Genomic DNA, 13,895 nt, shown 5'->3' with positions numbered 1-13,895 from the left:
CTCAGGTCCCGCCGTCCGCGAACTCGGTGAGGAAGGCCTCCTGCAGGTCCACGTCGTCGCAGCCCTGGGTCTGCGCCGCGAACCGCGCGTGCCGGCGGCGGAGGTCGAGGGCGTCGCCGACCTCCCGCACCGTGGCGTCGTACGCGGCGAACCACCGGTGCACCGGCAGCCGGTTGTGCAGCAGGTAGCGGCAGAACTCGGCGGCCCGGTCGTGTCCGGGATAGCCGACGCAGTGGCCCCACACCGCGTCGGCGTCGCGCCCCAGCCCGGTGCGGAGGTCCTCCACGTGCCGCTCGGGCGGGCGGTTGGCGGTGCTGGTGAACAGCAGGTACTGCATCCGCAGCGGCCGCGTCCGGCGGGGGAGGCCGCGGTACCGCCAGGGCGTCCCGGAGAGCACGACCACGCGCGCGAAGTGCGTCTCGGCCACCCGGCTGAAGGGGCTGTCCCCGGCCACGGGCAGCCGCGCCAGGGACTCCCGGAGCGCGCGCTCCTCGCCGGGGACCACCGGCGTCAGCACGGTGAGCGGGGTGGCCGGCCAGGTGCGGTTCACAGGTCCCCCTCCCGTCGGGCGAGGAAGCCGCGGTAGAGCACGGCGAACTCCTCGGCGGTGGTGGTCCGGGCGGCGCGGGCGAGGTACCGGTGCTCCTTCGCCACCTCCAGCGCCGAGAGGACGGTGCGGACGGTGGCCTCGGGGTGGGCCGCCCAGCAGTGGGCCCCGGGCACGGCCAGCTCGCCGATGTAGCCCGCCAGCGCGGTGACCGACCGGGTGCCCGGGAACCCCCACGAGGTGCGCCAGATGTTCCGGACCTTCGAGCCGACCGCGTGCACGAACGTCTCGACGTAGGGCTCCGTCGGCGCGCTGTAGACGGTCTCCCAGAGCAGGACCCCGTGCGGCAGCCGTTCGGCGACCTGTGGTCGGCCGTTGGAGGGCGGACGGGGGAGGACGGTCCACCGGATGAAGTGCACCGACTTCAGCGGACCGAGGCCGGTGAGCGCCGGGATCCGGCCGGTCAGCGCGAACAGCAGCCGCAGGCGCACGCCCCCGAAGGGCCGGAGCGCCGTGAGCACGGTGATCATGCCCGCCCGGCCGGCGGTGTCGGGTCGCAGCGCGGCCGCCCGGGGGGTCACGGACGCCGCCGGCGCGGGTGCGTCCGCCTGGGCCCGGGCGACGACCGCGGTCCGGCCCGGCGTCGGGAAGGAGCGGTACCTCATGGCCGGCTCCGCTCGCCGAGCTCGACCTCGAGGCGACCGGGGAACAACCCGTCCCAGCGGGTGCGCCCGGCGGGACCGGGCGCGCGCCGCAGCTCCTCCGAGCGCAGCAGGGGGGCCAGGAGCGCCGGGACCTGGATGCCCATCGCGTGCTCCCCGGGGCACCGGTGCGGACCGCCTCCGAAGACCTGGTACTGCGCCGCGGCCCGCGTGGCGTCGAAGTCCTCCGGGTTCGGGACGGCGGTCTCGTCCCACATCGCCGAGTGCGTGCCGACGAAGACCACGGTGCCCGGGGTCACGGGCCGGGCCCGCGGGGTGCCCGCGGCCAGCGTCGTCGCCGCGGTGCACCGGCGCGGCAGCCGCGGCTGGACCGGCCGGAACCGGTAGACCTCCCACAGCAGGCGGCGCAGCTCGCCCAGGTCGCCGCCCCGCGCGGCGCGCCGGGCCAGCTCCAGGGCGGGGGGACGGTCCAGCAGCTCGTCGATCCCGAGCAGCGCCGCCCGCGCGCCGTGCCACAGCCAGCCGATGGCCATCCCGATGACGTTGCCGCGGATCTCCGCGTCGTCCAGCGCGGTGCCGGGAGCCGACTCCTGCCGCTCCACCAGTCGCCGCACCAGCGTGTCGGGCCCTCCGGGGGTCCGCCGGACCTCCTCGACCAGGGAGGTCAGGTGCGCCTCCCACCGCCGCCACGCGACCTCGGCCCGCTGCGCCACGGACGGGATCTCCCCGCGGTTGAGGAAGATGTGCTCGAACAGGTCACGGCCCCACTGCAGGCGGGTCTCCCGGTCCGGGCCGGGGATCCCGACGTACTCGTCGAGGACGTCGTCGAACACCGGCTGCACCAGCTCGGCGACGACCTCCAGGCGTCCGGTGCCGCAGGCGTGCGCCACCCGGGCCTCCGCACCCGCCGTCGTCCGTCGCCGGAGGCGGTCGGCGTCCGTACAGCGCAGCACGGCGTCGATCTCGGCGCGCTGCCGACGGTGCTCGGCGGGCTCGGACCCGAGGAGGAACGCCCCGGGCAGGTGGTGCGCGTACGGCCAGGCGAAGGCCTCGGTGCGGTCGAGCACCTCGTCGACGTCCGCGCGACGCGTCACCACGACCAGCGACCGCCCGACGCGGGACAGGGGCCAGTGCCGGCGCACCGGCCCGAGGCGGGCCACCCGGTTGGTGCTGAGCACCTGCGCCAGCCGGCCCGACAGCCACCGCCGGAACTCGTCGACGAGCAGCGGGGGCGGGGCGTCGGCGCGCTCCTGGGACACCTGCACGGCGATCACCGCCCCTGGGTCGCGGGGATCCGGTCGGGGAGCGGCCAAGCTAGTGACCCGGCTCACGATCGGTCGATACTCCGGCGGCCCACCTCGGGTGTCGGGTGACGGACCGCAACCAGACGACCACGTCGAGCCAGCAGTAGGCGGCTCGTCCCGACGCGACGACGTCGTCCACCGACAGCTCGGCCGGGGGGACCTCCGCGGGGGACCGCGGGACCGCCTCGTCCCGGACCTGCTCGTCCGACACCCGGAGCGCGAGGTCCATCAGCTGTCCGTCGTCCCACCGGGGGCGACTCGTCCGTCTCACCGGCCCACCTCCCTCCAGGTACCCGCCCTCGCACCGGGACCGAGGGGGACGGCGGTGGGTCCCGACCACGTCGGTGTGGGACAGAGGGACCGATCCCCGCGGCTGATACACCGGGCGCGGGATCAGCAGGCCCCGGGCAGCGGGGCGTCAGCGGCGACGGATCCGGGTGTGCCGACGGTCGCCCGGTCCCTACAGTCGGCTCATGAGCCGGGCGCTCAGGTACACCCCGCCCCTCGCCAGCCGGCACCTGATCGTGCGGCCCCGGCTCCTGGCGCCGCTGCGCAGCCGGTTCGAGCGCCCGCTCACCGCGGTCGTGGCGCCCGCCGGCTTCGGCAAGACCACGCTGCTGGCGCAGGCCGTGAGCGAGAACGCGCTCTCCCCGTCGGGAGAGGACCGCTGGCTGACCTGCCAGCGGGACGACACGACGCTGTCGGTCCTGGCGTCGGGCGCCTTCGCCGCGGTGGGGCTCTCCGCTCCCGTGCCGGAGGACCCGCGGCAGGCTGCCGTCGCGGTGGCCGAGGCCCTGTGGAGCGCGGCGCCGCGCCAGGTCGCGCTGGTCCTCGACGACGTCCACCTGGTGACCCCGGGGTCGCCGGCGGCCCGGTTCCTCGGCCACCTGGTCGAGGAGCTGCCGGGCAACGGGCACCTCGTCCTCGCCTCCCGCCCGCCGCTGCCGCTGTCGGTCTCCCGCCTCGTCGCCAGCGGTGGGGCGGTGGTGCTCCGGGAGGCCGACCTGCAGTTCCGCGAGGACGAGGTGGCCGAGTTCGCCGAGACCCGCGGGGTGTCGCCGGAGCTGCTCAGCGACGTCGGCGGCTGGCCGGCCCTGGCCGAGCTGACCGCCACGGCGGGCCCCTTCGCGGTCAGCGGGTACGTCTGGGAGGAGCTGCTCACCCAGCTGTCCCCGGAGCGCCGCTCCGCCCTGGCGCTGCTCGTCGCCGTGGGCGGCGCGGACGAGGAGCTCGCCGCGGAGCTGCTCGGCCGGGACGTGGACCTCCGGGCCCTCCTCGAGGGGCTGCCGCTGGTCGTGCGGTCGCGCTCGGGGTGGTGGTCGCTGCACGGGTTGTGGGCCGCGGCCCTGCAGCACCGCCTCGATGCCGGCCAGGTGGCCGACGCACGGCGGACCGCGGCCGCCGTCCTGCGCAGCCGCGGCCAGTACCACGAGGCGATGGGGCTGCTGCTCGACGCCCGCGCGTGGGACGACGTCCGCGGGCTGGTCGTCGAGGTCTGCGAGTGCTGCACCGCGCTGGTGCCGACCGACGTCCTCGAGTCGTGGCTGCACCGGTTGCCGCGCGAGGTGCGAGGGACCCCCGAGGGTCTGCTGCTCGCCGCCATGGTGGCCGAGCCGACCAGCCCGGCCGCGGCCGAGGAGCTCCTCGGCCAGGCGCTCACCGACGCCCAGGCCGCTCCCGGTGTGCGCTACGCCTGCGTGAACGCGCTGGTCCAGCTGGCGTTCTGGCGCAACGACCGGGGACGGATGGAGTTCCTGCTGCAGCAGCTGGAGGAGCTGGCGCGCGAGGGGCACCCGGGGGCGCCGGCGTTCGTCGCGCTCCTGCGGGGCGTGCTGGCGCGCGCCACCGACGAGGTCCGGACGGCGCTCGCGGCCCCGGGTCTGGTGTCCGGGACGACGCTCAACCCGGTGCAGGACTGGCTGCACGCCCAGCTCGTGCTGCTGAGACTGGGGGACGCCGCGACCGGCGAGGTCCTCGCCCGGCGGTCGCTGTCCCACACGGCGACGACGATGCACGGCGTCTCCCGGTGTCTGCTGCTGGAGTCCTTCCGCCTCCGGGGGCGCCTGGACGAGGCGGAGCGACTGCTGCCGTACCTGCTCGCCGACATGCAGCCGGCCAAGGTGCTGACCTCACCGGAGCTCGCGACCTGCGCGGTCTCCCTGCTCGACGTCCTCGGCCGGCGGGAGGAGGCGGGGAGGCTCCTCGCGACGTCGCGGTCGATCCTCGGCGCCTCCCCGGTCGCGTGGGCCCCCCTCGCGGGGGCGCTCGCGGAGGCCTTCCACGCGCTCTCGACGGGGGAGGAAGCACAGGCGGCCGCCATGCTGCGGTCGGTCCCGGCGCGCGGAGGCGCGCGCCACTCGGCCGCCGTGCGGGCCTCCCCGGTCGCGCTGCCCCTGCTCTACGTGCTGACCCCCGAGGTCCGGGAACGCTGGGACGCCGAGCCGCCACCGGGTGCCCTCGCCGACCTGCACGCCGGGGCCCGCGCCCTCGTCGAGCTGCGCGAGCGCGGGACGACGGCGGCGGTCGCGGCCATCCCCGCCGGCGCCTGGCCGGCGCTGCGCGCCCTCCTCCCGGTGCCGTGGGTGACCGAGCTGGCCCTGGGGCTCGTGGCGGCCGGTCAGGACGCCGGGCGGGCACTGGTCGAGGAGCTCGGCCCCGCGGCCCGGGCGTCCCTGCGGGCCCAGGCCGCGACGGCGCGCCGGGACCTCGCGGCCACCGCCCGCTCCCTGCTGCGGACGATCCCGGCGGTGCCGGCCGCACGGCTGCACCTGCGGGTCCTCGGTCCGCTGGAGCTGCGCCGCGACGGGGTGGCCGTGACCGCGCCGGAGCTGCGCAGGGAGCGCGTGCGTCAGCTCCTGGGCTACCTGCTCACCCACGACCGGCCGACCCGCACCGCCATCACGGCGGAGCTGTGGCCCGACCTCGACGACGTGGCGGCCGGCCGGAACCTGCGGGTCACCCTCGCCTACCTGCAGAACGTCCTCGAGCCCGACCGGGGGGACCTGGACCCGCCGTACTTCCTCCGGAGTGCCGGGCCCGTGCTGCACCTGGTGACCGATGAGGCGCTGGAGATCGACCTGCTGCAGTTCGAGCGCGCGCTGGACGAGGCCACCCGCCTGGAGCGGCAGGGCGTGCCCTCGGCCGCCCTGGCGGCCTACCGCCGGGCGGCGGACCTCTGGGGCGGCGACCTCCTCGCCGACGTGGTCGGCGGGGCCTGGCTGGAGTGGGAGCGCGACCGGCTGCGCAGCAGGTTCGTCGCCGCCGCCGTCCGTGCCGGGGACCTGCTGCTCGCACGGGGGGACGCCGAGACGGCCAGGACCCTCGCCGAGCGCGCCCTGCGCGCCGACGACTGCGCGGAGGACGCCTACCAGCTCCTCGTCGCCGTCCACCTGGCCGACGGCGACCTCGTCGACGCCTCCCGCGCGCTCCGGCGCTGCCAGCAGATGCTGGCCGAGCTCGGGGTGCCACCCCAGCGGCGGACCCGCGCGCTCGCGCAGCAGCTGGCCGCCCGCCGCTGACGCCTCCGCGTGCACCCGGTCCGGGGCGCGCGCCGTGCGCCTGACCAGCGATCCTGCCCGCCCGCCGTCCCGCTGGCGCTCCGCTAGCGCGGCCCCCGGAACCTCCGTCCAGCCGGCGTGGTGCGCCGGGCGGACGAGAGGGGTCGGGACATGGAGCCTGCAGGGGTCACCATGCTGGTCACGCGGGCCGCCGAGGGGGACCAGGAGGCCTGGAACGCGATCGTCGACGAGTACGCCGGCCTGCTGCGGTCGGTCGTCCGCGGGTTCCGCCTCAACGAGGCGCAGGCCGCGGACGCGGTGCAGACGACGTGGCTGCGGCTCGTCGAGCACGTCGCCGACCTCCGGGAGCCCGAGCACGTGGCGGGATGGCTGAAGACGACCGCCCGGCGGGTGTGCCTCGAGATCATCCGGCAGAACGGCCGGGAGCGGCTCGTGGACGGCGACGAGGACCGGACCTGGGGCAGCGGCCGCCCGCCGGGCGACCTCGAGCCGGACGGCCCGGAGGCGTCCGCGCTGCGGCACGAGCAGGTGTTGCTCGTCCGTGCCGCGCTGGCCGACCTGCCCGACCGGCACCGCCGGCTGCTGGACCTGCTGCTCCTGTGCCCTCCGGTGAGCTACCGGGAGATCAGTGCCCGCCTCGGCATGCCGGTCGGCAGCATCGGCCCGACCCGTGCCCGGATCCTCGCGCACCTGCGGGAGGCACTCGCCGAGGCCGGGGTGCACGACCTCGTGCTGAGCTGAGCACCTCGTCGGGGGCTCCGCGCGGCCGGCACGTCGGTCGCGCGGGACCCGGACGCGCGGACGCCCCGGACCGCGGGGAGCGGGCCGGGGCGTCCGGACAGGTGGTGCCTACCGCAGGTCGAAGCGGTCGAGCTCCATGACCTTGACCCACGCCGCGACGAAGTCCTGCACGAACTTCTCCTGCGCGTCGTCGGAGGAGTACACCTCGACGATGCCCCGCAGGACCGAGTTCGAGTTGAAGACCAGGTCGGCCGCGGTGGCCGTGCGGACGACGTTGCCGTCCGCGTCCCGGCCCTCGTAGACGCCCTCGCTCTCGGCCGAGGTGCCCCACGAGACGCCCAGGTCGAGCAGGTTGCGGAAGAAGTCCTGCGACAGCACGCCCGGCCGGTCGGTGAACACGCCGTGCTGCACGCCACCGGTGTTGGCGCCGAGCACCCGCAGGCCGCCGACGAGGAGGGTCATCTCCTTCGCGGTCAGGCCGAGCATGTAGGCGCGGTCGACCAGGAGCGTCTCCGGCTGGAGCTTGGTCCCCGGCGAGATCCAGTTCCGGAAGCCGTCGGCCTTCGGCTCGAGCCAGCCGAAGTTCTCGACGTCGGTCTGCTCCTGGGACGCGTCGGTCCGCCCCGGGGAGAAGGGCACGGTGACCTGGACGCCGGCGTCGGCGGCGGCCTTCTCGACCGCCGCGCTGCCGCCGAGCACGATGAGGTCGGCGAGCGAGACCTTCGTCCCCGTCTGCTGCTCGAACTCGGCCTTCACCCGCTCGAGCACCGGCAGGACGTCGCGGACGCCCTCGTTGACCGCCCAGCCGATCTGCGGCTCGAGGCGCAGCCGCCCGCCGTTGGCGCCACCGCGGTTGTCGGTGCTGCGGAACGACGCCGCCGACGACCAGGCCGTGTGCACCAGCTGCGACACGGTCAGCCCGGAGGAGAGCAGCCGCTGCTTGAGGTCGGCGATCTGCGCCTCACCGACGAGCTCGTGGTCGACCGCCGGCACCGGGTCCTGCCAGATGAGGTCCTCGCCGGGCACGTCGGGGCCGAGGTAGCGGGACTTCGGGCCCATGTCGCGGTGCAGCAGCTTGAACCAGGCCCGGGCGTACTGGTCGGCGAAGTACTCGGGGTCGTTGCGGAACCGCTCGGCGTACCGGCGCAGCTCGGGGTCGACCTTGAGCGCCATGTCGGCCGTCGACATCATCGGCGGGTTCTTCTTGCCCTCGATGTGTGCGTCGGGCACGAGCTCCTGCGCCTCGGGGTTGGTCGGCTTCCACTGCTTGGCGCCCGCCGGGCTCTCGGTCAGCTCCCAGTCGAAGTCGAACAGCGTCTCCCAGTAGGAGTTGTCCCACTGGGTCGGCGTCGGGGTCCAGGCACCCTCGAGGCCGCTGGTGATCGTGTCGGCGCCCTTGCCCGTGCCGAACTGGTTGTGCCAGCCGAGGCCGTTGCCGTGCACCGGGCAGCCCTCGGGCTCCGGGCCGACCAGCGACGGGTCGCCCGCCCCGTGCGCCTTGCCGAAGGTGTGGCCGCCACCGATCAGCGCGACGGTCTCCTCGTCGGTCATGCCCATCCGGCGGAAGGTGACCTTGATGTCGTGCGCCGAGGCGAGCGGGTCGGGCTGGCCCTTCGGGCCCTCGGGGTTGACGTAGATGAGCCCCATGGTGACGTTCGCCAGCGGGCCCTCGTCGAGGTCGAGCGGGTCCTCGCCGACGTAGCGCTCGTCGCCGAGCCAGGTGTCCTCCGGACCCCAGAAGACCTCCTCGGGCTGCCAGGTGTCCTCGCGGCCGAAGGCGAAGCCGAAGGTGGGCAGGCCCATGTCGTCGTGGGCGACGTTGCCGGCGAGCACCAGTAGGTCGGCCCACGACAGCTTGCGTCCGTACTTCTGCTTGATCGGCAGCAGCAGGCGGCGGGCCTTGTCCAGGCTCGCGTTGTCGGGCCAGCTGTTGAGAGGGGCGAACCGCTGTGCGCCCTGGCCGCCGCCGCCGCGACCGTCGGCGATGCGGTAGGTGCCGGCCGCGTGCCACGACATGCGGATGAACAGCGGGCCGTAGTGGCCCCAGTCGGCCGGCCACCAGTCCACCGACGTGCGCATGAGCTGGCGCAGGTCGCGCTTGAGCTCCTCGACGTCGAGCTTCGCGAACTCGGCCTTGTAGTCGAAGTCCTCGCCCAGCGGGTCGGAGTCCCTGGAGGGCTTGTTCAGCACCGACAGGTCGACCTGGTTGGGCCACCAGTCCCGGTTCGTGCGCGGGCGCCCCCCGGTGTGCGCCTCCGGCGACGGGATCGCCGGGTTCTCGCTCTCGCTGGTGCTCTCGGTCTGGACCTTGTTGGTCTCGTCCTTCACGGTGTGCCTCTCTGTGTGGTGCGGAGGGTGGGGGCAGTGCCGGCCGCGCAGGACGGGCAGCGTCCCCAGAACAGGACCTCGGCCTCGTCGATCACGAAGCCGGCGTCGGTGGGAGGGGTGAGGCACGGGGCGGCGCCGGTGGTGCAGTCGACGTCGGCGATGGCCCCGCAGTCGCGGCAGACCACGTGGTGGTGGTTGTCGCCGACACGGGCCTCGTAGCGGGCGTCGGAGCCCTCCGGCTGGATGCGCCGCACGAGGCCCGCGTCCACGAGCGCGTGCAGCACGTCGTACACCGCCTGGTGCGACACCGCACCGAGGCGGGCGCGCGCCGCGCCGATCAGGGACTTGGTGTCGAGGTGCGGCTGCGCACGGACGGCGTCCAGCACCGCGACGCGTGGCCGGGTGACCCGCAGACCGGCCGCGCGCAGGACGCGCTCGAGGTCTGCGGTGTCCGCCACAGCGGCATCGTGACGGCCCTTCCTTGACCAAGTCAAGAAACAGCGCCGGGCGGCCGTCCGGTCCGTGTGGGAGCCGGCGCGGTGGGCGTCGAGGTCGACGTCATCCGGCCGGGGGAGTGCACTCACGCGCGGTCACGGGGAAGGATGTGTCCCTCCTCGGTGGGCGGTCGTGATCTGCCCGTTCACCGTCCGCAGCCTCACGCTGCGGAGTCGAGACGAGCGAAGGGTGGCCGTGGCTGACGACCGGAGCGCAGCGCTCGTCGTGCGGGCGTGGCGGGAGGAGGGGGTCGACGGGTTCCGCGCCCGGGTGGTCGCGGTGGGCCTCGGCGCGTCGGAGCAGGACCGCACGATCGCCGTCGCCTCGTCCCCGGGTGAGGTCCTCGATGCGGTCGGTCACTGGCTCGACGAGTTCGTGGGTGACCAGACCGATACGGATTGACACCGTTTCGCACGGCTCCGAGCATCTCGGCTGCGAGGCACCTGACGTCTCCCGCACCTCGTCCCGGAGGTGCGCGAGGAGGTGTGGCACGTGACTGTCGCCCCGGCCCCATGGGTCACGCTGCTGGACGGGTTCTCCCTGTGCCTCGGTGAGGGCACGTCACGCAGGTCGCTGGAGGACCTGCCGCGGGGTGTACAGCGACTGGTGGCGCACATCTGCCTCTCCGGACGACCACCCCGGACGGCCATCGCCGGGCGCCTGTGGCCGGACGTCCCGGAGGACCACGCCCATGGCAGCCTGCGGTCGGCCCTGTGGCGCCTGCACAAGGTGGCGCCCGGCCTGGTGGAGGTCAGCGGGAGCACGCTCACGCTGGCGGACGGTGTCCGGGTCGACGTGTGGGAGCTGGGGGACTGGGCCCGGCGGGTGCGCGACCCGAGGGCCTGCCTGGCCGACGTCGAGGTCCCCGACGTCGGCCTGGCCGGCGAGCTGCTGCCCGGGTGGTACGACGACTGGGTCCTGCTCGAGCGGGAGCGGCTGCGGCAGCTGCGCATGCACGCGCTCGAAGCGGCCGCCGACCGCCTGGCCGCAGCCGGGCGCCACGGCGACGCGCTGCAGGCCGCCTACGCCGCCGTGCGTGCCGAGCCGCTCCGGGAGTCCGCGCACCGGACGGTCATCCGCGTCCACCTCGCCGAGGGCAACGTCGTCGAGGCGCTGCGGGCCTACGACCGGTTCCGGGAGATGATCGCCGACGAGCTCGGCGTACAGCCCGGCGAGCACATGGCCCTCCTGGTCCGCGGTCTCCTCGGATCCCGCCACGACTCCTGCCGGGTGGGCGTCCGCGCGTCGTGACGTGCCCGTGGCGGCCCGGCCGGGACCTCGGGGTGATGGCCTGCGATCAGCGCGTGGCGGTGACCCGGGCGGCGGTGACCAGGCGGACGACGTCCACCACGGACCCGGTGTCGATCCGGTCGTCGGCGGGTGTGTGGTAGCGGGGGCTCATCTCGGCCGGTGGCGCGCTGGTCCGGGGCCCGGTGAACAGGTCCTCCGAGACCAGGCGAGCGGGAAGCCGTTGTGCTGGAAGCTGTAGTGGTCAGTGCGGGCCTCGGGCGGGGTCCCGCTCGCCGTCGTGCGGGTACGGCTGGAGCGCCGGCAGTGCGGGGGAGACCTGCGCGACGAGCGCGGCGACCGTCCGTGCCAGCGCCAGGGACCGGTCCTCGAGCGTGGGCGAGGGGCTGGACCCGGCGTGCAGCTCGAAGGTGCGCCCGGCCAGCACGTCCCAGCCGATCACGTCCATCTGGAAGACGGCGGTGATCGGGGTGACGAGGAGGTCCTGGTCCCTGCGTGGGCCGGGCTCCTCACCAGCTCGTGCTCTCCGGCGTCAGATGGGAGGAACCGCACGGCCCGGCCGGGCAGGCGGAGCCGAGCGTCGCGGCGTGCGCCGCAGGGCCGGTCGCGAAGACGTCCGCGGAGTCGCCGTCCGGACGTGCAGCAGCGCCAGCGGCAGGTCCCGCAGCGCAGCGCGCCAGTCCCCGTCCGCGCGCTCAGGGGGGACCGTGACGCGCAGGGAGCGCGGGGGGCTCCGCCGTCCAGTACGGCCGCCACCAGCGCCGGGTGCGGCACGACCAGCGGCACGGCCCGGAGGGCCTGGGGCGCTCGCCGGCGTCCTCGCCGACAGAGACGACCCGCTTGGCTCCGCCGGCACGCTCCTCGGCCTGCTCGAAGACGCGCGGGGTCTCCTCGGGGCCGTGGAGCACCAGGGAGGGCTCCAGGAGGCTCCGGAGGGCGGTGGCCGCGAGTGCCCGGTCGAGGGCGTCGGGAGGCGCCGGACCGGGATCGGAGACGACCCCCAGGCGCGCACCGCGGTCTCGCAGTGCCCCGAGCACCTCCGGCACGTGGGGGAGCGCCGGTCTGCAGCATGCGGGGACACCGTCACGCGGTCGTCACCGTCCACCCGGGGGCGCACGGGCGACGGCGCGTCCTCGGGGCGCGCGGGCGGGCCGGGGTCAGGCGGAGCCGGCGGCCGCGGTCCCGACGGGGCCGGCGACCTCCGCGTGGCCCAGGTAGCGCGCGATCGCGTGCGGATCGGTGTCGTTCTCGACCTCGACGTCGGTCAACGGGGCACCCCAGGACTTCGCCAGCGGGTGGCCGAGGGCGACGACGTCGTTGACGTCGTACGCGGTCAGCCACTCCGTCCCCGGGTGCCGGCGGCCGCGGTCGAGGAGGTTGTTCTGGACGGCCTCGAGGCCCAGCGGCGACCCGAGCGTCACCCACAGGGTGGTGCGCCGGCGCACGTCGGCGTCGTGCAGCAGGTCCCGGGCCACGACGGTGCCCAGGCTGTGCGAGACCAGCACCAGCGGGGCGTCGTCCGGGACGGCCCGCCGGACGGTCCGCAGGACCTCGTCCCGGCCGGAGCTGAGGTAGATGGCGACGTCGCGCAGCTGCGAGGCGATGACCAGCTGGTCGACCCGTGAGCGCTTGGCCAGCGAGACGAGCAGCTCCCGCGCCACGCCCCAGGACAGGATGCGGTCGCGCAGCCCCTCCTCGCGCAGCCGCCCGCGCCCGGGCGCCCGTCCCACTGCCGGGGGTGGCTCGTCCGGCGGGGGCACGGCCATCCCGGCCTGGTGCGCCAGGTCGAGGAGCAGCTCGCGCTCCACGGCCCCGACGTCGGCGGGGGTGGCGGGGTGGAACGGCCCGGGCTCGTCGGGGTCCCGCGTCCTCTCCAGCCGGAGCGCCTTGCCCGCCGACTCCTCGGTGATCTTGTACAGCACGTTGCCGTAGAAGGGGAGCACCGCACGCCCGGCGTCCAGCGGGGGAGCGCCGGCCGCGGTCAGCCCCGCGTTCAAGGCGGCCAGCCACTTCCGCCGCAGCGTCGCGGGGTCCTTGAACTCCTGGCCCCGGCCGTGGAGGAACACCAGTGTGGGGGCGACCACCTCACTGCCCCCCGTCCAGGATCGGGGCGAGCAGCGCGCCGTGCTCCGGGAGCACGTCGGCCGCGCGGAGGCTGCGCACGATCCGGCTGACCCGGGCCCCCTCGTTGCCGACGTAGGCCAGCGCGTCCTCGCCCAGGTCCTCGGTCCATCGCCGTCCGTCCCGGGTCAGCTCGAAGCCCTCCTCGTCGGTCGCCGAGATCCCGCCGTGGTGCAGTGCGACCATCTCCCACTGGTCGTTGAACACCGGCGCGCCCGAGGAGCCCTCCCGGGTGTCGCTCTCGTACCGGAGCCAGAGGTCGTCCTCCGCGACCATCCGGTTGAACCGGAGGCTGACCCGCTTGCGCTCGCCGGCCGGGTGGTGGATCACGTTGAGCACCTCGCCGATCACGGCCTTGCCCGTCTGCCCGATGAGCGGGATGGAACCGTACGTCGCGCCGGGCGGCCGGCCGTCCCGCAGGACGACCGCGACGACGGTGTAGTCCAGGTCGGGGTCGGTGACGAAGCAGTCGTCGGGCGCCAGCGGCCACCGGTCCTCGGCCCGCGGGCCGCCGTCCTCGTCGTACTCGTAGGCGAACTCGACGGCCATCCCGGCGGCCTCCTCGGGCGTCCGGATGACGTGGTGGTTGGTCAGCAGGAGGCGGTCGGTGACCAGCGAGCCCGTCCCGATGGGGCGGACCGGCCGGCGGACGGGCGCCTCGACGACCCGCCCGACCGAGCGGGCGGCCTTCAGCCCGCAGTCGAAGAAGCTCAGCCAGACCGAGTCGTCCTGGTCGACGATGCCCTCCAGCCTCAGGTGCCGGCGCCGCAGCCGTTCCCGGCGCTCCTCCAGGTCCGCGGGGCTGTTGACCAGGCGCAGGTCGCGCCGGTCGACCGCCTCCCGGACGGCGTCGCGCTGCTCCCCGCCGGCCTCCCACCGCTCCCGGATCGCACGGAGCCGGTCGTCCACCCCGATCGTCACCATGGTCGTG

At 75.2% G+C, this 13,895-nt stretch carries 13 protein-coding genes; 4 read left to right on the top strand and 9 right to left on the bottom strand.

Features of this window, described 5'->3' with window-relative positions; all coding sequences use genetic code 11:
- Nucleotide 1: 1 nt before the first annotated feature.
- Genes ACI79C_RS18400 through ACI79C_RS18385 form a run of 4 tightly spaced genes read right to left on the bottom strand, consistent with a single transcriptional unit; the run spans nucleotide 2 to nucleotide 2,742 of the window.
- The gene (locus ACI79C_RS18400; protein ID WP_456947128.1) at nucleotides 2–550 is read right to left on the bottom strand and encodes a hypothetical protein; all 549 of its coding nucleotides are present in this window, start codon (nucleotides 548–550) and stop codon (nucleotides 2–4) included.
- Nucleotides 547–1,212 carry a hypothetical protein gene (locus tag ACI79C_RS18395; RefSeq protein ID WP_456947127.1) on the bottom strand — a complete coding sequence of 222 codons (666 nt, stop codon included), beginning with the start codon at nucleotides 1,210–1,212 and terminating at the stop codon, nucleotides 547–549. Before ACI79C_RS18395 ends, ACI79C_RS18400 begins: the two co-directional genes overlap by 4 nt.
- Nucleotides 1,209–2,483, bottom strand: coding sequence for a cytochrome P450 (locus ACI79C_RS18390; RefSeq protein ID WP_456947126.1), 1,275 nt, complete (start codon nucleotides 2,481–2,483; stop codon nucleotides 1,209–1,211). The genes ACI79C_RS18395 and ACI79C_RS18390 overlap by 4 nt, the downstream gene beginning before the upstream one ends.
- Nucleotides 2,484–2,523: 40 nt before the next feature.
- Complete coding sequence (locus tag ACI79C_RS18385) at nucleotides 2,524–2,742, bottom strand: hypothetical protein (RefSeq protein WP_456947125.1); 219 nt, start codon at nucleotides 2,740–2,742, stop codon at nucleotides 2,524–2,526.
- A 244-nt stretch (nucleotides 2,743–2,986) separates the two neighbouring features.
- Between ACI79C_RS18385 and ACI79C_RS18380 the strand changes: the two genes are divergently transcribed.
- Nucleotides 2,987–6,031 carry a BTAD domain-containing putative transcriptional regulator gene (locus tag ACI79C_RS18380; RefSeq protein WP_456947124.1) on the top strand — a complete coding sequence of 1,015 codons (3,045 nt, stop codon included), beginning with the start codon at nucleotides 2,987–2,989 and terminating at the stop codon, nucleotides 6,029–6,031.
- Between the two features lie 150 nt (nucleotides 6,032–6,181).
- Nucleotides 6,182–6,772, top strand: a complete 591-nt coding sequence (locus tag ACI79C_RS18375) for an RNA polymerase sigma factor (protein WP_456947123.1) — start codon at nucleotides 6,182–6,184, stop codon at nucleotides 6,770–6,772.
- A 108-nt stretch (nucleotides 6,773–6,880) separates the two neighbouring features.
- Here ACI79C_RS18375 and katG read toward each other — a convergent pair whose 3' ends face one another.
- Nucleotides 6,881–9,100, bottom strand: coding sequence for a catalase/peroxidase HPI (katG, locus tag ACI79C_RS18370; protein WP_456947122.1), 2,220 nt, complete (start codon nucleotides 9,098–9,100; stop codon nucleotides 6,881–6,883).
- Nucleotides 9,097–9,558, bottom strand: coding sequence for a Fur family transcriptional regulator (locus tag ACI79C_RS18365; protein WP_456947121.1), 462 nt, complete (start codon nucleotides 9,556–9,558; stop codon nucleotides 9,097–9,099). The genes katG and ACI79C_RS18365 overlap by 4 nt, the downstream gene beginning before the upstream one ends.
- A 232-nt stretch (nucleotides 9,559–9,790) precedes the next feature.
- Here ACI79C_RS18365 and ACI79C_RS18360 point away from each other — a divergent pair, with 232 nt between their 5' ends.
- Both ACI79C_RS18360 and ACI79C_RS18355 read left to right on the top strand, forming a co-directional pair.
- Entirely contained in the window at nucleotides 9,791–9,997 is a 207-nt protein-coding gene (locus tag ACI79C_RS18360; protein ID WP_456947120.1) for a hypothetical protein, read from the top strand.
- Nucleotides 9,998–10,087: 90 nt separating this feature from the next.
- Nucleotides 10,088–10,846, top strand: coding sequence for an AfsR/SARP family transcriptional regulator (locus ACI79C_RS18355; protein ID WP_456947119.1), 759 nt, complete (start codon nucleotides 10,088–10,090; stop codon nucleotides 10,844–10,846).
- Nucleotides 10,847–11,087: 241 nt separating this feature from the next.
- Here ACI79C_RS18355 and ACI79C_RS18350 read toward each other — a convergent pair whose 3' ends face one another.
- From ACI79C_RS18350 to ACI79C_RS18340, 3 genes are all read right to left on the bottom strand, one after another.
- Nucleotides 11,088–11,291 carry a hypothetical protein gene (locus tag ACI79C_RS18350; protein ID WP_456947118.1) on the bottom strand — a complete coding sequence of 68 codons (204 nt, stop codon included), beginning with the start codon at nucleotides 11,289–11,291 and terminating at the stop codon, nucleotides 11,088–11,090.
- A 709-nt stretch (nucleotides 11,292–12,000) separates the two neighbouring features.
- The gene (locus ACI79C_RS18345; protein ID WP_456947117.1) at nucleotides 12,001–12,927 is read right to left on the bottom strand and encodes a hypothetical protein; all 927 of its coding nucleotides are present in this window, start codon (nucleotides 12,925–12,927) and stop codon (nucleotides 12,001–12,003) included.
- Between the two features lies 1 nt (nucleotide 12,928).
- The gene (locus ACI79C_RS18340; protein WP_456947116.1) at nucleotides 12,929–13,888 is read right to left on the bottom strand and encodes a trypsin-like serine peptidase; all 960 of its coding nucleotides are present in this window, start codon (nucleotides 13,886–13,888) and stop codon (nucleotides 12,929–12,931) included.
- Nucleotides 13,889–13,895: the final 7 nt, after the last annotated feature.

Source organism: Geodermatophilus sp. SYSU D00697 (assembly GCF_054050175.1).
Note: the sequence above shows the minus strand (reverse complement) of the source record. Positions and strands in the feature narration are given on the sequence as shown.

Excerpts from the sequence above, each read along its gene's own strand:
- ACI79C_RS18395 (WP_456947127.1), bottom strand. The coding sequence starts at position 1,212 with ATGAGGTACCGCTCCTTCCCGACGCCGGGCCGGACCGCGGTCGTCGCC.
- ACI79C_RS18385 (WP_456947125.1), bottom strand. The coding sequence starts at position 2,742 with ATGGACCTCGCGCTCCGGGTGTCGGACGAGCAGGTCCGGGACGAGGCG.
- ACI79C_RS18380 (WP_456947124.1), top strand. The coding sequence starts at position 2,987 with ATGAGCCGGGCGCTCAGGTACACCCCGCCCCTCGCCAGCCGGCACCTG.
- ACI79C_RS18375 (WP_456947123.1), top strand. The coding sequence starts at position 6,182 with ATGGAGCCTGCAGGGGTCACCATGCTGGTCACGCGGGCCGCCGAGGGG.
- ACI79C_RS18350 (WP_456947118.1), bottom strand. The coding sequence starts at position 11,291 with ATGGACGTGATCGGCTGGGACGTGCTGGCCGGGCGCACCTTCGAGCTG.
- ACI79C_RS18340 (WP_456947116.1), bottom strand. The coding sequence starts at position 13,888 with ATGGTGACGATCGGGGTGGACGACCGGCTCCGTGCGATCCGGGAGCGG.